Genomic DNA, 19697 nt, shown 5'->3' with positions numbered 1-19697 from the left:
GTGTAGTCGAATTTACTGTGTATGTTGCAAAAGTTTGCGATATTTCAGGACTTTATAGCCGCAAAAAGCCGCACTGGGTCTGCATTTAATGATTACATCATATTACGGGTTACCTTTGGTGCGGAAGCAATCGTTTGCGTAGGGGCAAAAAACGGCAACCCCTACCTGAAAAATGAATTAGGAAACTGAATTATATATGTATCGGAAGAAATTAGATGTAGATGTAGTGAAGGATGTGCTGGAAGCTTTGCTTATTGCACAACCCCATTCAACATTTGTGCAAAGCCTGTATCAACAGTACCAGGAACGCGGTGGATTAAGCAAGAAGCAACTGGAGGGAATCTATAACAAGTCGCTGAAAGTAAAATCTATTCCGGATGGCAAACTGGCCACCCTGGAAGCGATGATCCTTAAGCGGCCTACCCGGTATAAATCAGCGCCCCCACCACCCAAACCCATGTATGAAAAAGATGAACGGATTGGTCAGTTAATGGACGCCATACTGGCTAAATATCCCGAACATAAACGGGTGCTGTTTTTGAAATCGAAATACGACAATAATGAAACACTCACTCCGGCTGAAGTGTTGGATGTGGAACGTTTTTTTAAAGCTTTGAAATAGTTTGTGCCTAGACCTGTGAGGCGCGCCATTTGAGCTTGAATTTATAGAATGTGTATGCGCTCCTGACAGGTCGGGTTAATTGAGATGAACCAGACCTGTCAGGTCCAAAACGTCAGGCTGATCGTGCAAGACCCAATGATGGACCTTACAGGTCTTTTTTCTAACTCTCCTCATCAAAAAACAACTTATAATACTTCTTACCAGTCATTTCATCAACTCCTTTTTCAATTAGGTCGCGCCGGCCATGGATGTAGACGTGAAAGTTCTTATCGAGCTTTAATACGGTTTTGAAAGCGCGTTGTTGTTGTTTTACCGCCGAAACGTGAATGGCAAACTCATCCTGTATTTCAAAGTTGCGGGCCGATTCAAAGTTCTTTTTATAATCCATAAAGGTATCTACCACTTCCTGGTGGTGGATCACCTCGTTGGTAAACTCTTCAATACTGAAATTCTCCTTGGTTTTAAAGTAATCCATAGAGCGGTTCAGCATATCTATCTGGTCGCTTTTTGAGACATCGAATTTCTCGGGGTATTCATTGGTGATAAAGCTCTTGCACAGGCTGAGGTATTTATCCGTATTGTGATAGTCATCGGCATAAGGTGTTACCTGTAAGAAATCGGTGACCCAGTATTGGGCATCGTTTTGCTTATTAGTAGCATCAACGATACTTACTTTAAAGCCTTCGTTGGTATTAGTATGAAAGATCAGACAGCCTTTGTCGAGTTTGTTGATGTTCACGCCTTCTTCCTGTATCACTTCCCAGCTTGGGCCATGTTGAAATACTTTCAGAAAGGTTTCTTTGGTCTCCGATTTGAAGATACCAACTGCTCTTATGAAATCACCCTCATAAGGTACATTGTCGAACTTCACTACATACAACTCCCCTTCTTTTACTTTTACGTGGGTGGATTTACTATACAGGAATTGCGCCAGCAATGCAGATTGCTCGGTAAAGCTTTCCCTTTCCTCGAAGATCCTGCGAACAAAGGCGTATACCTCGTTCATATTTACGTCGCTGAGGTGGGTAAAATGGTAAGTTTCATTTTCATTAAAGGGCCCCAGGAAATATTTGGTAAGCAGGCCTCTTACCATTTCATCATTCAGGGTGAGTGGGTTTAGGGAAAGTTTTAATTCCTCGCCGCGGGAGGGGTTACCCACTTTATGAACGATCACCTGTTCCAGCTGTACGCTATCAATTCCGGTCATAACCTGTTTTTGAGGCCGCGAAGATAAGGTTGGATAGCTATGGAAACAGACAATTTTGGCGGGGCGGCTTCAGATGTGAATAATTTCCAATTTGCAACGAATAGCTATATGCGCTTGTCATACAATAAAAGCCATGGTAAAATACCTGCTATCCTCGTTGATAGTCACGTTGTTAGTATTAGTTTCCTGCGAAAAAGATGAAAATACGATCCCGGACGGAGAAGATTATGGATGTATTCAGCGAGTGTATGTTAAGGCCAAAGACCATACGATCAGTGGTGCCGATGTGGCCATCGTCGACAACTTGTTTTCAAAAAACAAAATAGACTATAGTATTTTCAGGTATTATGAGTTTAGGCACGATACAATTCAGGATAGTTACCCGCCTTATACAAAGCGCGACAGAAAGTGGGTGCGGGTAGATCAGTATTCCAGGGATCTGCGAATTTTTAATGCAGAACGAGTATTCGCATTTTATAATGACACGCTTCCTGAACCCGATTTTTACCAGCGCACGCTGGGTCCGTATACTCCTCAACTGGATACTACTCCCAATTTATCATTACCGCGGGTAAGACGGCTGTTTGCGTATAATCTGGACAGGCACCTACCTTTGGACAGTAATTCCGTAAGGATTAACTATAGCGACACCTGCTTTTCGGCTGAATTTGGGTTTTATAAAGAAATAGTGGATAAGCATGAAACTATAAAATTTCACAAAGCCTGGCGGGTGTTCAAAAAGAACAGTAAAAATGATAGGCCAGTTGGATACTATGATGATGAAACTGGAAAACAGATAGCGTTTTCCCAGTAGTAATTAAACTTATTTAACATCAAAATCAATAACGATCCTTTCGCTTCGTGGGTGGCTTTGGCAGGTAAGGATGAAACCGGCGTCTACTTCTTCCTGTTCCAGGGCGTAGTTGGTGTCCATATCTACCTTGCCTTCCAGAAGTTTGGCCTTGCAGGTACTGCATACCCCTCCTTTGCAGGAGAAGGGCAGGTCGGCGCCTTTTTGTAAGGCGGCTTCCAGCACAGTTTCGCCATCGTAGGGAAGTTGAAAGTCAAAGGAAATACCATCCAGCTTCACGGTGACCTTGCTTATGTCATTAGCGCTTTCTTCATTTCTGCCTTCTGCCCTCTGCCTCCTGCCTTCGGTTTTTTCCCCTGGCGTGGTAAACAATTCAAAGTGAATTTTTTTCTTTTCAATACCCTGTTGTTCCAGCCAGCCTTTGGCCGTAAAGATCATTTGTTCGGGACCACAAATAAAGATGTCGTCCATGCCTTGTACATCGATCAGTTTCTCGCTCAGCAGGGATAATTTTTCCTCTGTAATGCGGCCCGAATAAATAGCGGCTTCCGTTTGTTCCCGGCTCAGCAGGTAATGAACGGCCAGGCGGTTGAGGTATTTATTTTTTAATGCCTCGAGCTGCTCTTTAAAAATAATGCTGGTACGGTGTTGATTTCCATATACCAGGGTAAACGAGCTGTTGGGCTCGGTTAGCAGGACTGTTTTTATAATGGAGATCACCGGTGTAATGCCACTGCCGGCGGCAATGGCCAGGTATTTCTTTTTATGGGTGGGGTTGAGTTCAGTAAAAAAGGTGCCGGTAGGCGGCATTACTTCAACCACATCGCCCTTTTTGAGCATATTATTGGCCCAGCTGGAGAATTTACCGTAAGGGGCTTTTTTAATGGCTACGCGCAATTCATTGTCGGCCGGGCAGCTACAAATAGAATAGGACCGGCGAACCTCTTCATTATTAATTACTGTACGTAACGTGAGGTTTTGACCATGTTTGAACAGGTATTCGTTTTTAAGGTCATCAGGTACCTCAAATGCGATGGATATACACTCAGGTGTTTCTTTTCTGATATCTGCAATCGTCAATTGATGAAAATGCGTAGCCAAAAGGGCGAATATTTAAGTGAAAAACTATGCTTGTTTACGGAGACCATCAACCAGGATCTGCACCATATTGTCTTCCAGTACTTCACCGGCAATTTTCTTTTTACTGCGGTGCCAGCTTTCAATACCACTTACAGCATGTAACATGATCAATACTGCGGTGGGGGCGTCAATTGGTTTTATTTCTCCCTTTCTAATTCCTTCTTCAATTACAGAAGCAATGCGTTGCCGGTAGGCTCTACGCTGGCTTTGCATGTTAGATAAGTAAGGGTCGGTAAGGTGTTTCCATTCCCGGTCGCTTACGTATACTTCTTCATAGTTGTCCAGCATCTGCTTTATATGGAACCGAAGGATTTCCTGAATTTTTTCAATGGCAGTCTTATTTGGATTGGCGTCAACTTCCTCAATATGCGACATGAAATTGTTAGCCGTTTTAAAACAGATCTCTTGCAGGATCTCGGCCTTTGAACTGATGTGGTTGTACAGGCTGGCAGCCTCTACGCCTACATGTTCGGCCAGATCGCGCATGGAGGTGGCGCTGAAACCCTTTTCGCGAAACAGCTTAGCCGCTTTAGCGATGATGACGTCTTTCCGTGTACCGTTTCTGTTCCTTTTAATTTTAGCCATATGAATCGGGGTTCAAAGATAATAAAATGCTAACAATTGTTAGCGTGATTTATATGATAACAGGTAAAAAAATAAAATTAGCCTACTAACGAATAATCGGCAATAACACTAAGCGGGCAGTAGTGCCTAAGCGGGTCATAATCATGGCAGCCATGGAAGAGCTGCAGTAGTTAATGTAGTTGAGCGCTGTATATATGTAATACAAACAACCAGCGATCGAAAGTAACAAGATGGCGGCAAGTTAATAAATAGTCAGCCAAAACCGGCCGGTTGTTTCAACACATCCAAAATTTCGCGTAGGTTTGCACGCCGCAATCACCCGCTTTCAGCCGGAAGCAGGCATTTGCAGCGCTTTCACCAAATTCCTTCATTAATAATTTAACTATCCACCCGGTGCCTCCTGATAGGGGTGGGCTACAGGGGTTAAAAATTTGCTTATGTCTTTGATCGTTGTGGGCACCATGGCCTTTGATGCAATTGAAACGCCTTTTGCCAAAACCGACCTAATTATAGGTGGATCTGCTACTTATGTAGCCTATGCGGCCAGCAATTTTCTACAGCCAATTCAACAGATCTCTATTGTGGGATACGATTTTCCTAAAGATGAAATGCAGGAGCTGGAGAAAAGAGGGGTTACCATGGAAGGGGTTAAGGTTGTGCCTGACAAGAAATCCTTTTTCTGGAGTGGCCGGTACCATATGGATATGAACAGCCGCGATACGCTGGTTACAGACCTGAACGTATTGCTTGATTTTGATCCAAAGGTGCCCGAATCTTACCAAAGCGCAGAGTTCCTGATGCTGGGTAACCTCGATCCCAAGATCCAGATGAGCGTGATCAAACAAATGAAGGTCCGTCCAAAGTTGATCGTGATGGATACCATGAATTTCTGGATGGAAAGCACTATGCCCGAGCTGGAAGCAGTGTTGAAAGAAGTAGATGTACTGATGCTGAACGATAGCGAAGCCCGTCAACTGAGCGCACAGTTCTCATTGGTTAAGGCTGCCAAGGAAATCCTGAAAATGGGCCCTAAATACCTGATCATTAAGAAAGGAGAGCATGGCGCCCTGTTGTTTCATGGCGACCAGGTGTTTTTTGCACCTGCATTGCCACTCGAAGATGTATTTGACCCCACAGGCGCCGGCGATACTTTTGCCGGTGGATTTATAGGTCATATCGCCCGCACAAAAGATATTTCTTTCGATAACATGAAAACGGGCATTATTGTAGGATCGGCGATGGCTTCTTTTTGCGTAGAGAAATTTGGTCCTCAACGCCTGAAAGAGATCACCCGTGCTGACATCGATAACCGCATTCAACAATTTGTTGAACTGGTGAATTTCGATATTGAACTGGTTTGAAAGACAACTCCCAAGAGTTAATATAAAAAAGCAACCCTCCTGATGATCGGGAGGGTTGCTTTTTTATTGAAAGAATTATTTAAGCATACATTAATTTACCCTTGGCTACTGGGATAGTACGCCCAAGGGAGAGTGCAGTTTCAATCCATTCATTTATTACAACCTGTACATTTTGTAAAGCTTCCATATAAGAATTGCCATCGGCCATACAGCCCGATAACTCAGGTACCTCCGCAATAAAGGAATTATCCTCGTTGCTCCAGTATATAATTATCTCGTATTTACTTTCCTTCATTTAAATTAATTTGTAGTTAATAATCAATTCTCTTACCTGCTTTACCTGGTATGGTTTGGCTTTTCCGTTTGAAGGTTGAATATTTATAATCTCTTCAATACCTTCTTTGAAATATATATGATGACTGCCTGTTATTCTTACTTCGAAACCTTATTTAGATAATATACATTTCAATTCGTCAAATTCCATATTTCGATCTGCAAAACCAGAAAGCAGCTTTCTAATCAATTTCTCAAATTTACTCATTTTGTTCTGGATTTTTATAATGACTAAAATGGTGTTGCCCTTTTTAAAAAAGGCTTTAAAACCTCCTCGCCAGCGTAACTACCTGCTTAAATTTCTTGACCTTTCCCTGCCCGTTAAAGAGTTCAGTGAAAACCACATAAGTGCCGATGGGCAGTTTATTTAGTTTGTCGCCCAGTCCATCCCAGCGGAACCGGCCAGTGGCGGACAGTGTAGCGTTTTGAACCAGGTAGCGCACCAGTCGGCCATTGGTATCATAGATGCGGATGTTGGCCACAAAGCCAGGCGCTGCCAATTCATAATCTATTACTGCAAAATCATTGAACCCATCATTATCTGGGGAGAAAACAGCAGGATTTATAACCACCTGGCCCTGCACTTCCCTATCGCCTATAAGTTGGGAATTAGGATATCCCGGCGTACCAAAACCTGCTGTAGAAGCTGCCGATGACCAGTTTGATCTATCCTGGGTAGCAAGATTATAGTTGAGACGTTCCAACGCAATCCCTTCTTCATTATTGATGAGCCCGAAATGCCAGCTATGTTCATATTGCAATTCATCAATGACAGCGCCTTGTATATTCATAAGAACAATGGTGCCTTTATCATCGGGTAGTGAAGGAAGGGCCGGCAGTTCCATAATTAAAGACGGGTCCTTAACAAGATATTGCTGTTGAAGCCAGAATTTGTTTTCGGTGAACACGAGGTATTCGCCTGGAAATAATAACCACGAAGTGGCGCTTATTGGTGCAATACCCGTTAACTGCCGGGTTACATTGCGGGTAGCCAGGTAGAGTTGTTTCAGATCGATGACCTGGTTACTGCGATTATATATTTCCACATAATCGTAACCACCGGGCAACGGGTTAAACAGCAATTCATTAATAACTACGGCCAGGCTTTCGGCCATAACCGGTGAACCTGCTTTGGCGGTGTTCAGTTGGTTAATGTTGTTACCGGCGCAATCCTTTACATTGTTCGCAGTTAACTCATATACAGTTTGGGTATTCAATGGTGCTGTCAGCTTTAACACCACTTCTGTACACAGGGGCATAATAATGCTGGCTGTGACTGGATGCGCCATACCGCTATTGATGGTATAGTTTTCGGGTAATACCGCAGATAGGCTATCCATCGGTTCTTCAAACAAAGCCGAAATGGTGAGGCTGTCTGTTGTAGTGGTTCTAATAAGGGCCGGTGGCTGATCGTCGGGGTTGTTGTCTTCCACGGCGTTTTTCTTACCAGGTGTACCACCCGTATTGCTGGAACTGGCTTTCCAGTTATTGATGCCTGTACACGGATTCCTGGTATCGATCATTTCCAATGACCAGCCGCCCTCGCTTTTAACCGCATTCTGGTACCAACTGGTGTTGTAGCCAACCGCATGTATCAATCTGCCATCAGCAGCATAAAGCGCAATAACATCAATGTCGTTATTGAGGGAAGGAAAGTTGCTTACGCCAATGGTTGCACCAAAAGGGGTAAATAAAGGTGCCGCACTGTTTGGACAAACAATGACAAAGCTATCGGGTTTCAATATGAAATTGGCAGCAATAGTGGCTGTTGTTGTGCCATCGCTCAGTTTCCAGTTACGTATATTAAAGGCCGTTGTAGAAACGTTCTTTAGTTCAATGAATTCAGTATTGGGTAACTGCACGGGTGGTGTGGGATCGGGCAACAGTTCATCAATAACCACATCGAACCGGTTGGGCAGTTGGGCAAAAGAACCGGTTGTAACCAGCAGGAAACCAAATACTGGCAGCAAACGTTGAATTGCAGGTAGCACCATAATAGATAGATTTAATACTATCTAAGCAGAGCCAGGTTAAAAGGAGGTCAAATCTATTGTATATTAATAGTATGAGCCGTTTATTGTCGGTTAACTTTATTTATTGATATTATCGTAAGCTTCCTGAATCGAAAACGGACGGGGGAAGGAAAAAATTAAATTTGGGCATACAACAAATGCTGACTAATTTTGGGCCTCGAAATGCGAATGATAAAGAAACATACAAAGACTACCAAGACAAGCTCCATACACGGGGAAGGTTGAGGACTACTTTGTATATCAACATATTCAGGAGCCTTCCCCAAAAACGGGAAGGCTTTTTTTATTTTAACACTCCTGCCTGAAACCTGGAGTGTTCAACCAAAAAACAAAACAAAAGGAGCAAAACATGAAAGTTGCGGTTGTAGGTGCCACCGGTTTAGTGGGTACCAAAATGTTACAGGTATTGGCCGAGCGAAATTTTCCGGTTACAGAATTGTTACCCGTAGCCTCTGAAAGGTCTGTAGGTAAAGAAGTTGAGTACAAAGGAAAGAAGTTCAAAGTAGTTAGCATGACAGATGCTATTGCCGCAAAGCCTGCTGTGGCCTTGTTTTCAGCTGGTGGCAGCACATCACTGGAGTGGGCGCCTAAATTTGCAGAAGCGGGTATTACTGTTATTGACAACTCTTCGGCCTGGCGTATGGACCCTACTAAGAAATTAGTGGTGCCTGAAGTAAATGCTCATGTATTGAGTGCGGCTGATAAGATCATTGCCAACCCTAACTGCTCCACCATTCAAATGGTAGTGGCTTTGCAACCTTTGCATAAAAAATATAATATTAACCGTGTTGTAGTATCTACTTATCAAAGTGTTACCGGCACTGGTAAAAAAGCGGTTGACCAGCTGATGGGCGAACGCCAGAAAGCCGAAAAAGGTTCCAATGGCGAATATCCAATGGCTTATAAATACCCCATTGACCTGAACGTTATTCCCCAGATCGATGTGTTCCTCGATAATGGCTACACGAAAGAGGAAATGAAAATGGTGAATGAAACCAAAAAGATCATGGGCGATGATGCCATTCGAGTAACTGCCACCACCGTTCGTATTCCGGTTATGGGCGGCCATAGCGAAAGTGTGAACGTTGAGTTTTCAAAAGATTATGAACTGGGTGAAGTAAAACAGCTGTTACAAACAGCCCCCGGTGTAGTTGTAGTGGATGACCCAGCCAGCCAGCAATATCCCATGCCTATGGATGCGCATGAAAAAGATGAAGTGTTTGTAGGTAGATTACGTAGGGATGAAACCCAGCCTAATACCCTCAATATGTGGATCGTTAGCGATAACCTGCGTAAAGGTGCTGCTACCAATGCGGTTCAGATTGCGGAGTACCTGATGGGGAAAGGTTTGTTGTAATAAGATATTAGAAATAAAAAATGAGGAATGTTAAAGGTGTTACTTTTTCATTCCTCATTTTTCATTTGACATGCTTCATTTAGCGTCGTTATTCAGCTGTATCGAGCGCGCGATTGACAAATTGTATCATTGGCTGCAGTGTTTCAAAGGCAACCAGTGTTTTCTTAACAAGATTTTTAACGGTGAGCTCGCTGTCTTTTACAGACTGCATGGCTATCCAGCTTTTCAACTTTAAATATTCGGCGGCGGGATTGTCTTTTTCGAAACCTTGTGGTACCCGGCTTAATCCAATGCCTTCTTCTTTGTACAGGTCGCCATAAACCGTTGTGAATTTTTTCGTCTGCACAATCTTCTTAAACTCATCGAAGCAATAGTCAATTTCCTGTCTGACCTTCTTCATCTCAGGGGGCATGGGCATCCAGATACCGCCACCTACAAAACTTTGGCCCGGTTCCAGATGAAAATAATAACCGGCGAAGATTGATTTACGGCCGCCGCGGTTTATGCTGGCGCCCATATTGTTTTTATAAGGAGATTTATCTTTTGAGAAGCGAACATCGCGGTTAATACGGAACATACATTTTTTAGCTTCCTGTTCGCGTATGGTTTCATCTTTTAAACCATGCTTATCGATAATAGCCTGAATAAACGTTTCAAAGTCTTTTTTGGCTTCGTCGTATTGTTTACGATGTGCATCGAACCATGGCTTGTTATTATTCTTGGAGAGGTCTTTAAGAAATTTTAATGTAGAGGATTGTAGCATAGGCAAAGATAAGGGATTGGAAGTTGATGAGTTGACCAGTTGATCAGGGAATAGTTGATAGAGGTGATAAGGTTGACAGGTTGACGAGGGGAAGTTGATAGGGTTGAAAGGTGACAGGGTTGACAGGTTAACACGTTGATGGGGTTGACACGGGAGAAATACAGGAATTAGGTCACCTACGCCAAGGCTTCGGCGACCGAAGGAAGTGAATTTGGGCGCCGCAAGATAATTATTAGTCTGAACAGTAGTGAGTGTATTCCTGAGCGCAGCGAAGGGGTATTGCATCGAACGCAGTGAGATGCCCTGTTTTTTTCACGTTTCCCGTTTCACGATTAAGTGAGTCTCAAATTTCGCGAGTCCCAAATTGCCGATTGCCGATTCAGGACTGCTCTCGGCTGAGCCAAGATCGATTCCTGATTGCCCTCTGTCGGCTGCCAAAGTGCGGTTCGAATATCGCGAGCCTACTCACCACTCCTGAGCGGAGTCGAAGGACCAAAAAAAATAAGTGGTGTGAAAGCTAGCCTTTACAGTCACACCACTTATTATTTTGTCTGCATCAATTACCGGGCACTATTTGATCCGGCCCCAGTTTTCACCACTCTTAATGCGGTACATGGTCATCTCGGAGACGCCAAATTTTTCCGCCAGTTTTTTGATGGTGATCTTCCGGTTCTTGTCGTTGAGGATCTTTTTTATGCCTTGAACCTGCTTCGCATTCAGCTTCAGCCCTTCGGTGCGGTTTGCCTGCACTTTTTTGTAGGCAATCTTGGCCGGGCTGTGTTGCTGATGTTCAATCATTTCTTCCAGTGTAGCCCATTTCAGGTTCTTCACTGCGTTGTCAAGCTTATTGTGATTGATGTGAATCACATACTTGTTTTTAAGTGAAGCTTTTTTCAGAAATAACCGGGCAATCTCACGGTGAATGTACAAAGTACCGTTGTTGCCTGGACGATGGAGATTCAATGTTCTGTAACCGGTAGTTAAAGAACCTTGAAGGAGTTTACCGTCTTCAACAACGTCTTCTGTGTAGCTGGCTATGCGTCCCATAGAGGATAACGCATACTTTTTTCGGAGGTGTTTCCAGCCTGGAAACTGCAGTGGTTTCCACACCTCATTGGGGAGTTTTTTTATCATCGCCTTTTCCTTTTGGCTAAAGTTACAAAAAAACAAATGTGAAATTCAAACAATTGATAAGAATCATATCAATGATGTATAAGGGACAGGAATTCGGCTTCGGTTATAATCTTGATTGAGGTTATCTTTTTGGCCTTTTCGAGCTTACTTCCTGCCTCTTCTCCCGCTACCAGATAGGTTAAATTGGCGCTAACGCTGCTCAGCAGCTTGCCTCCGTTAGTTTCAACCATCGCTTCCGCATCACTTCGCTTGAGCGTGGGCAAGGTGCCTGTAAATAAAAACGTTTGACCGCTCAGGTTGCCTCCGGTTACCAGGTCTTTTTTGTCGTTTTTAAGCTTCAGTCCCAACTGTTCAAGCTTTTGCAGGGTTGCTATATTGTCCAGATTTTGGAAAAATTGATGAACACTGCCAGCCACCTTTGGCCCAATATCCTCAAGGTTTTGCAGTTCTTCGAGCGAGTAATCCTTTAGATCTAACAAGTGCTTAACCTCATGGGCAAGCGTTTTTGCTGTTGTTTCACCTACATAACGGATACCCAGGGCAAATATCAGTCGGTGTATAGGCTGGGCTTTTGATGTTTCAATGGCTGTTTGCAGGTTGGTAATGCTCTTTTTGCCAAATCCTTCTAACGTACCAATTTTATCAAAAGGCAGCTCATAAATGCCAGGTACGTCTTTAAGGAAACCTAACGAATAAAACTTACGAATATTGGCTTCCCCCAGGCCTCTGATGTCCATGGCATCTTTGGCGGTGAAGTGAATGATCCGTTCCACCACCTGGGCTTCACAGTTGATGTTGCTGCAGCGCCAAACAGCTTCTTCTTCGGGCTTCTCCAGTTTATCTCCACATACAGGGCATGTGGTTGGGAACACGATCTGCTGTTCAGTGCCATTCCTCAACTCGGGCAATGATTTAACAATGTAAGGGATCACATCGCCAGCCCGCTCAACCAATACGGTATCACCGATCATAAGGTCTTTGTCTTTGATCACTTCTTCATTAAACAATGATACAGAACCCACTGTAACGCCACCGATTGGTACGGGGTCTATCTTGGCCACAGGCGTAACCGAACCGGTACGGCCAACCTGAAATTCAACTGCCCGTAATTTACTGGTAGCCTGGCGAGCCTTGAATTTATAAGCAATGGCCCAGCGGGGATGATGGGTGGTCATACCCAGCGCTTCCTGTTGGTGAATATCATTCACCTTTATCACCATGCCGTCGATCTCATATGGCAGGTCGTCGCGTTGTTGTTCAAATTCATTACAATAGGCAATAACAGCTTCTATCCCTTTCAACACCTTCTTTTCCTTTACCGGACTGCGGAACCCAAGGTCCCATAACATATTCAGACAACCGCTGTGGGTGTTCACAATGGGGTCCACCTCTTTGCCTGGTAATTGGGTATAATGGCTGACCTGATATAAGAATGCTTCCAGGTTTCGCTTACTCACCTCCTTTGGGTCTTTTATGCGCAAAGCGCCGGCTGCTGCATTTCGGGGGTTGGCCAATGGTGCCAGGTTTTGTTCAGCCAGTTGATCATTATACTTTTTGAAATTTTGTTTGCTCATTAACACTTCTCCCCTGATCTCTATTTGCTCAAGTCCATATTTTGAGATGGCTGCCGACAAAGGGATCGTTCTGATCTGTTTTATGTTGGTCGTAATATCATCACCCTGTACCCCATTACCCCGGGTGGCACCACGTGCCAGCATGTCTTTTTCAAATATGAGGGAAATGCTGGCCCCATCGAACTTTGGTTCAACGCAATACTCCAATTCCTCCACTTTTGCCAGTTCTCTTGCCCGGCGGTCAAAGTCAATAAGGTCATCGGCATTATAGGAATTGTCGAGCGATAACATCGGCACCAGGTGCGATACCGTTGGAAAGTCCTTGGTAAGCTCTTTGGCCACCCGCTGGGTAGGCGAATCGGGTGTACGCAAAGCAGGGTTCTCCTTTTCCAGCTTTTCGAGTGCCTTATATAATTGGTCGTATTCGAAATCGGCAACCAGCGGGTCGTTCATAATGTAATACCGGTGTTCATGAAAACGCAGTACATCCCGCAGTGTCTCAATGTCCTTGTCGGTTATATGACCTTGCGAGTTCTGTTCCATTAAACCGGTAGTAAGCTTTTGCAAAGCTTTTGTTTGGTCGGGAGAATACATAAATATGTTATTACTGTTTTATGCGAAGTTAAATCAATGCCCTGTTTTGAAAACAGGCCCTTTAGTCACCATTTTAAGGATTACGGTCTTGATAAATATCAATTATTGTATACGTATCCGACGGCAAAATAGCCCCTTTTATTCAAAAAAGGCTACTGTCCCCTTAGCCTTAACAGTTATAAAACTAATTAACTGGCAATGAGTTGCGGCAATTGTACGCTTTTGCAAACAGGTATGGTATTTGAAACATGATGATGGTCAAAAAATGGAGGAAAAAATCTGGAAGCGTTCGGGAGTGAAACAATCAATATATCTTTACCAGTAATAATAATAACCGGCTTGCGGGCGCGTCCCGCTTGATTTTGCAATTGACAATGCAATTGCGTGCCAATAGACTTCTTTACCGGTTAAGTGTGATTTGCTAAAATTTCCAAACCTGCCTGTTATAAATTTCATGACAGGTTTTATGTTTATATCACCTATTTCTTAACCCTGACAATCTGCTATTAGCCATGGGAACAGCATTGCAAAGAACCATTCAACAATTAAGATCTGAAGACCGCGAGTTTTTTCAGATAGCAATTTCGGTTGACTGTGTAATTTTCGGTTTCGATAAAAACGAGCTGAAAGTATTACTCATTAAATCAGACCTGGAAGAATTCAATAACCAGTGGTCGTTATTGGGCGACCTGGTGCGCCCCGATGAAAATCTTGAAAGCGCCTCCTACCGGGTATTGAAAGATCGTACAGGTCTTGATGATGTATACCTTGAACAGGTGTTTACTTTTGGCGAGGTAAGCCGCCACCCTGCCGGACGGGTGATCAGTACCGCCTATTATTCGCTGATCAATATCAAAGATCATCAACCCATGCTTGGCGACAATGAGTTGCACTGGCATCCGGTAAATGAGATCAATACACTGGCGTTCGACCATAAGACCATTCTGGATACCTGTTTGCAAAGACTGCAATCAAAAATTGAAGAGCACCCCATTGTTTTCAATTTATTACCTGAAAAGTTCTCGCTCCGGGAGTTGCAAAACCTGTACGAAGCCATCCTCGGCGTAAAAATGGACCGTCGCAACTTCAGGAAGAAGTTCTTCTTAATGAACTGGTTAGAAGATATGAATGAACTGGAACAGGATGTTCCCCACCGTCCGGGCAAACTCTACCGGTTTAACGCTACCCGGTTCTCTAACGGTAAGAAAACCCAAACCCCCATGCCGGTATAACCCCTCCCCGGTTAACATAAAAAACATTTCTTATTTAAAATTGGGCTATAAAGCAGCATTTTAATGTTGTGACTGTCTATTTAAGAGAGTCACGCTAATCTTACCATGCAATCTGGTACATGAAAGCCTGCGTCCCAGGCCATGTTCCCGGATCATATCTTCTTGCAGTAAGGCAGTATTCTGTAGCAATTAAGTTTTTGTGAAGCATTGAGCGGAGCTTGTTTTATTTTTTGGAATCTAAGAAATTAAGTATAATTGTGTATAGGTTACACATTGGTATCATTGTTTCTTAACCAATAACTACTTCTATTATGCCCTCAAAACGATTGCTAAAGGCAGTACTGCCTTTACTGACTGTCATGTATTCTCTCGCCGTTTATTCTCAAACAAAACAAATTACGGGTAGTATCAAAGACAGCAAAGGTGCCGGCATTGTTGGCGCTTCTGTTGTTATTAAAGGTTCCAAAGGCGGAACTACTACCAATTCTGAAGGCATCTTCAGGCTAGCAGTTCCGGAAGCAACCAAAGCGCTAACTGTTAGTGCCGTAGGCTTTACAACAATCGACGTAGACGTTTCAACAATGACCGCTGTTGAAGTTAAACTGGAAGAAAGCAACACCAGCTTGAACGAGGTGGTTGTGGTTGGGTACGGTACCGCTAAAAGAAGGGATATTACCGGTTCGGTAGCCTCCGTTTCAGCAAAAGAGTTTAACAGAGGCCAGATCAACTCTCCTGAGCAGTTATTGCAGGGTAAAGTTCCCGGGTTGCAAATAACTAACAGTAGCGGTCAGCCCGGTGGCCTGGCCGTTGTAAAGATCAGGGGTAACAATTCTATCCGTTCGGGTAATACACCGCTGTATGTGGTAGATGGTATTGCACTGGATGGCCGCACACCCCGGCCTGGTTTTACCTCCAACTCAGTGGGAACTTCTCCTCCCAGTGACCCGTTAACCTTTATCAACCCTAATGAAATTTCTGATATACAAGTATTAAAAGATGCATCTGCATCGGCCATTTATGGGGCGCGCGGCGCCAATGGAGTAGTTTTAATAACTACTAAAAAAGGCGCCATGGGCGCAGGCAAGGTCGATGTAAATGCAAACGTGGGTATCAGCGATGAAATGCGTAAAATAGATGTGCTGGATGCAGGTGGTTACAAGGCGGCCATTGCACAATATAATGCGCCTAATACCGACTCGGGTGCAAACGTTAATGCATTTGATAAAATTATCCGGAATAATGCCTACACCCAAAACTACTCCCTGGCTTTAAGTGGGGGCAATGACAATGGTAAATACAGGGCTTCTTTTTTTATGGGCAACCAGGATGGTATTATTTTAAAGACCAACCTGAAAAAATATGTAGCCAACTTTAATGGTCAGTATAAATTCTGGGATAAAAGAATAAGTCTCGATTTCAGTGCCACTGCTGCCAATGTAGCTGAAAAAATTGCACCCATTTCACAAGATGCCGGTAGCAACGGTAACCTGATCTCGCTGGCCCTGATCTGGAACCCTACCCTTACTTTATATAATAAGGATGGAACTTATAATCAAACGAATCAGAGTGGACAGGCCAATCCACTGGCCCTATCAGATGCCTACAACGACAAAACTAATACAACTACTTTACTGGGTAATTTCAGTGCAGGCTATAAATTCGCTGATTGGCTCGAGTACCGGTTTTTGTATGGAGTAAACTACGGTGTAGGTGATCGTAATACCGAGATCCAGGGTTGGATCAAACGGATTGGCGGCGACGCTCCGGATAATGGGCTGGCATATACGGCCAATGGCAAATTGTTCTCACAAACAATAACACATACGCTCAACTTTAATAAGGAGATCGCCCAGGACCTTTCTCTTAATGCAGTGGTGGGGTATGAATACTGGAAAACAAACTTTTCGAACAACAATCAGTATGTGTATGGGTTCAATTACAACCTGACAGAACAGTCACGTACCGGTATTCACTACTACGACAATATGCAGGATGGAAAGCAGGCGAATCTGCGGTCCAGCGCCTTCAAGGACCCTACTGTTGAACTGCAAAGTACTTTTGCAAGAGCTATCCTGAACTTCCACGATAAATACTCACTTACTGGTACAATCCGGTCCGATGGATCGAGCAAGTTTGGTAAGAGCAATAAATATGGATGGTTCCCTTCTGTAGCGGCAGCCTGGACCATAAGCAACGAAGATTTCATGAAGGACAACGGTATAGTGGATAATTTAAAACTGCGCGTGGGTTATGGAGAGACCGGTAACCAGGAATTTACGGCAGATGCTGCGCAGACCGTATACCGGTATACGAGCAACGGGTCACTTCAAACGGTACACTTTGGCAACGATAAATTAAAATGGGAAACGGTAAAGGCGATCAATGCGGGTATTGACTTTACCCTGTTAAAGGGCCGCATATGGGGTACAATCGATTACTTCAATAAGAAAACAACTGATCCCATCATTCTTACGCCAGTAGCACAACCAACGGGTTTGGGCGGAACGTTATTCTACAACTATAGCGGCGCCTTTGTAAAAAATTATGGCGTGGAATTCTCTCTGGGTGCCGACATTATTAGCGGCAAAGACTTTACCTGGAGCGCCAATGGAAACATTACTTTCTTAAAGAACAGGTTCGATTATCCGCCAGCAGGCAATACGCCCTTCCTGTTAACGGGGGCATTGCATGGACAGGGTACCAGTGGCGCATATGCACAGGCTATAGCGCATAATCAGCCCATTAACGTATATTATCTGCCCATATTTCAGGGATTTGATAAAGACGGGATTGGTACCTATAAAAACAGCGGTATCCCTGAGTTCGTCGCCGATCCCAATCCAAAATCATTTATGGGATTCAGTACCGACCTGAGATACAAAAAATGGAACCTGAACCTGGGTGCGCATGGCCAGTTTGGTTATAAGATCTACAACAATACAGCCATGAGCGTATTGAACATTTCCAATATTATTGGTGGTAGAAACATTGCTTCAGGACTGGTAACTACTTCAGAAAGCCCAGCCAATCCTATCACTACCTCTACCCGTTTCCTGGAAAATGGCAGCTATCTTAAACTTCATAACGCATCGCTGCGGTATGCATTTGGCGATGTGTCCAAAATAAAGAACCTCAATGTTACTTTCTCGGTTAACAACGTATTTGTAATATCAAATTATAAAGGATTCGATCCCGAAGTAAATGTGGATAAAGCATTGAACGGCATTCCTTCCCTGGCGATAGACTATATCGGCTATCCCACGCAAAGGACTTTCCTTCTCGGGCTTAGTTTCTCTTTATAAAAACTATTACAACTTAAAAAAACAAGTATGAAGCTTACATATATCTCAGCAATAGGTTTGGTTTTATCAATGGGTTGTACAAAACTGGACCAGAGCCTTCAGGACAGCTTCTCCAATCCCGCTGCCAACACTTCCACGGCAAGTGCGCTGTTAACTGGTGCTTATAATAGTATGGCCGGATTAATGCATGCACAGGATCAAATGTTTTCCTTACAGGAAACTACTACAGATGAAGCGCTAATACCGGTACGTGGTGGCGACTGGGATGATAATGGTGTATGGAGAGTATTACATGCCCACACCTGGACACCTATTCACTCCCAGTTTAAAGCAGTATACAATGGACTGGGTAACCTGGAAAGTTCTGCTATTACTGTACTGGCTTTTAATCCCAATGCCACCCAACGCGCAGAAGCATTGTTCCTTCGCTCCCTTGCACAGTTCTATTTTCTCGATCTGTATGGTCAGGTACCTTACCGTCCCGTTTCAGAATACAATTCTATAGGTCCTGCCCCGGTATTACAGCCGAAAGAAGCCATCGATACATTGGTAGCTACGTTAACAGCCATAATACCGCAATTGCCTGCTACAAACAAACCATATAAAGCCAGCCCCGATGCGGCCCGCTTTTTATTAATGAAGGTCTTGTTAAACAAAGGCGCCTTCTTAAACCGGCAAACACCTACTTTTGATAATGCCGATATGCAACAGGTAATAGCATTGGGAAATACTATTATAACCACTGGTGGTTATAGTTTAACCCCCAACTACTTCGATAATTTTGGTCCGCAGAATGCCACTACTTCTAATGAGATGATTCTGGCATGGCCCAATACCGGCGCGTCTTCCAATCCGGATGGTATTACCAGTGGGGGGATCAATGCCCGTTGGATGATGACCCTGCACTATAATTCCTGGGAAAAGAAAAAAGGGGAAGCAGGCTGGAATGGCTTTTCAACGGTGGCCGATTTCTATAACACTTTTGGCGCAACAGATAAAAGGGTTGGCGGCAACGCTTATCCTGGGGTTACAGATGTGTCGGGATTGAGACCCGGCTTATTGGTAGGCCAACAGTTTAATGAAAAAGGCGATTCAATAAAAGACCGCCAGGGTAATCCATTGAAATTTACACCTGAAGTAAAACTGATTGAGACCGATAAGAACCGTCTGGAAGTAGCCGGGATAAGAGTGATCAAATATCCGCCTGATTATGCGGCCTATTCTGATGGAAACCAGAAAAACCAGCTGCAGATCTTCCGGTATGCCGATGTGGTGTTGATGGTGGCAGAGGCCATGTTACGCCAATCTTCACCCAATACGGCCGGAGCGCTGGGTTTAATAAATCCGCTGCGGGCTACTCGTGGTGCCACTGCTTTAGCCACTATTACCCTTGTTAATCCGGGTAACGTGTATGATCCTACTACATTACTTGCTGAAAGAGGACGTGAAATGTATTGGGAAAGCTGGCGCCGCCAGGATCTGATCCGGTTTGGCGTATACCTGAAACAATGGGCATTAAAAGATGCTGATGCCGACCCGCTGAGAAACCTTTTGTTCCCCATTGCACCTGACGAATTACTGGCTAATCCGAATTTGAAACAAAATCCCGGTTATAGCGAATAACTTTTATCATTATATTTATTGTATAT

15 protein-coding genes are annotated in these 19697 nt (G+C 43.9%); 7 read left to right on the top strand and 8 right to left on the bottom strand.

Annotated elements, in window-relative coordinates; genetic code table 11:
• The first annotated feature begins 196 nt into the window (after window positions 1–196).
• Complete coding sequence (locus J7I42_RS04275; protein WP_209137531.1) at window positions 197–622, top strand: hypothetical protein; 426 nt, start codon at window positions 197–199, stop codon at window positions 620–622.
• A 160-nt stretch (window positions 623–782) separates the two neighbouring features.
• Here the strand turns inward: J7I42_RS04275 and J7I42_RS04270 are convergent, their stop codons facing one another.
• Complete coding sequence (locus J7I42_RS04270) at window positions 783–1829, bottom strand: nucleoid-associated protein (RefSeq protein WP_209137530.1); 1047 nt, start codon at window positions 1827–1829, stop codon at window positions 783–785.
• A 91-nt stretch (window positions 1830–1920) separates the two neighbouring features.
• Between J7I42_RS04270 and J7I42_RS04265 the strand changes: the two genes are divergently transcribed.
• Complete coding sequence (locus tag J7I42_RS04265; RefSeq protein ID WP_209137529.1) at window positions 1921–2643, top strand: hypothetical protein; 723 nt, start codon at window positions 1921–1923, stop codon at window positions 2641–2643.
• Window positions 2644–2652: 9 nt separating this feature from the next.
• Here the strand turns inward: J7I42_RS04265 and paaE are convergent, their stop codons facing one another.
• Window positions 2653–3741: a 1,2-phenylacetyl-CoA epoxidase subunit PaaE gene (gene paaE / locus J7I42_RS04260; protein WP_209137528.1), complete on the bottom strand. Its 1089-nt coding sequence runs from the start codon at window positions 3739–3741 to the stop codon at window positions 2653–2655.
• Between the two features lie 24 nt (window positions 3742–3765).
• Window positions 3766–4365, bottom strand: coding sequence for a TetR/AcrR family transcriptional regulator (locus tag J7I42_RS04255; protein ID WP_014222187.1), 600 nt, complete (start codon window positions 4363–4365; stop codon window positions 3766–3768).
• Between the two features lie 437 nt (window positions 4366–4802).
• Between J7I42_RS04255 and J7I42_RS04250 the strand changes: the two genes are divergently transcribed.
• A complete protein-coding gene (locus J7I42_RS04250; protein WP_209137527.1) occupies window positions 4803–5726 on the top strand; it encodes a PfkB family carbohydrate kinase in 924 nt (307 codons plus the stop codon).
• A 79-nt stretch (window positions 5727–5805) separates the two neighbouring features.
• Here the strand turns inward: J7I42_RS04250 and J7I42_RS04245 are convergent, their stop codons facing one another.
• Together J7I42_RS04245 and J7I42_RS04240 are read right to left on the bottom strand one after the other, a co-directional pair.
• The gene (locus tag J7I42_RS04245) at window positions 5806–6021 is read right to left on the bottom strand and encodes a type II toxin-antitoxin system HicB family antitoxin (protein ID WP_209137526.1); all 216 of its coding nucleotides are present in this window, start codon (window positions 6019–6021) and stop codon (window positions 5806–5808) included.
• A gap of 301 nt (window positions 6022–6322) precedes the next feature.
• Window positions 6323–8053, bottom strand: a complete 1731-nt coding sequence (locus J7I42_RS04240) for a lamin tail domain-containing protein (RefSeq protein ID WP_209137525.1) — start codon at window positions 8051–8053, stop codon at window positions 6323–6325.
• A 388-nt stretch (window positions 8054–8441) separates the two neighbouring features.
• Here J7I42_RS04240 and J7I42_RS04235 point away from each other — a divergent pair, with 388 nt between their 5' ends.
• On the top strand, window positions 8442–9449 hold the full coding sequence (locus J7I42_RS04235) for an aspartate-semialdehyde dehydrogenase (protein ID WP_209137524.1): 1008 nt from the start codon (window positions 8442–8444) through the stop codon (window positions 9447–9449).
• Window positions 9450–9537: 88 nt separating this feature from the next.
• Here the strand turns inward: J7I42_RS04235 and J7I42_RS04230 are convergent, their stop codons facing one another.
• The 3 genes from J7I42_RS04230 to ligA all read right to left on the bottom strand — a co-directional run bounded on the left by J7I42_RS04230 (window position 9538) and on the right by ligA (window position 13514).
• Window positions 9538–10212, bottom strand: a complete 675-nt coding sequence (locus J7I42_RS04230; RefSeq protein WP_209137523.1) for a DUF2461 domain-containing protein — start codon at window positions 10210–10212, stop codon at window positions 9538–9540.
• A 570-nt stretch (window positions 10213–10782) separates the two neighbouring features.
• A complete protein-coding gene (locus J7I42_RS04225) occupies window positions 10783–11346 on the bottom strand; it encodes an NUMOD4 domain-containing protein (protein WP_081200295.1) in 564 nt (187 codons plus the stop codon).
• 68 nt (window positions 11347–11414) lie between these two features.
• Window positions 11415–13514: an NAD-dependent DNA ligase LigA gene (gene ligA / locus J7I42_RS04220; RefSeq protein WP_209137522.1), complete on the bottom strand. Its 2100-nt coding sequence runs from the start codon at window positions 13512–13514 to the stop codon at window positions 11415–11417.
• Window positions 13515–14026: 512 nt separating this feature from the next.
• Here ligA and J7I42_RS04215 point away from each other — a divergent pair.
• The 3 genes from J7I42_RS04215 (at window position 14027) to J7I42_RS04205 (ending at window position 19671) form a co-directional block, all read left to right on the top strand.
• Complete coding sequence (locus J7I42_RS04215) at window positions 14027–14746, top strand: NUDIX hydrolase (protein ID WP_209137521.1); 720 nt, start codon at window positions 14027–14029, stop codon at window positions 14744–14746.
• Between the two features lie 311 nt (window positions 14747–15057).
• A complete protein-coding gene (locus tag J7I42_RS04210) occupies window positions 15058–18048 on the top strand; it encodes a SusC/RagA family TonB-linked outer membrane protein (protein ID WP_209137520.1) in 2991 nt (996 codons plus the stop codon).
• Window positions 18049–18075: 27 nt separating this feature from the next.
• Entirely contained in the window at window positions 18076–19671 is a 1596-nt protein-coding gene (locus tag J7I42_RS04205; RefSeq protein ID WP_209137519.1) for a RagB/SusD family nutrient uptake outer membrane protein, read from the top strand.
• Window positions 19672–19697: the final 26 nt, after the last annotated feature.

Source organism: Niastella soli (assembly GCF_017742245.1).
GTDB classification, from domain to species: domain Bacteria; phylum Bacteroidota; class Bacteroidia; order Chitinophagales; family Chitinophagaceae; genus Niastella; species Niastella soli.
The sequence above is the reverse complement of the archived record's forward strand: the minus strand, read 5'-3'. Positions and strand labels throughout refer to the sequence as shown.